Genomic DNA, 299 nt, shown 5'->3' with positions numbered 1-299 from the left:
CCCCGGGGATACAGTCCAGCACCCGCCAGAGGAGCCACCGTATGACCAGCCTGCCGCTCGAAGCCAACGCCGCCGCCACCCTCGCCGAATGGCACGGGCTGATCGCCCGCCGCGACCTCTCCGGGTTGCCGCGCCTGCTGCACCCCGACGCCGTGTTCCGCTCGCCGATGGCGCACAAGCCGTATGCCGGCGCACCGGTGGTCTCGATGATCCTGAATACCGTGCTCACGGTCTTCGAGGATTTCGCCTATCACCGCCAGTTGGCCAGCGCCGACGGCCGCAGCGTGGTGCTGGAATTC

The 299-nt window shown here is 68.9% G+C and carries 1 pseudogene; it reads left to right on the top strand.

The window, feature by feature from the left end:
* Positions 1 to 41: 41 nt before the first annotated feature.
* Positions 42 to 299: pseudogene (locus ACLJNW_RS24335) on the top strand (nuclear transport factor 2 family protein); the annotation flags it as partial.

It is taken from the genome of Salmonella sp. SAL4457 (genome assembly GCF_046548235.1).
Lineage (GTDB): Bacteria > Pseudomonadota > Gammaproteobacteria > Enterobacterales > Enterobacteriaceae > Salmonella > Salmonella enterica.
This window is presented reverse-complemented; position numbering and strand designations above follow the sequence as displayed.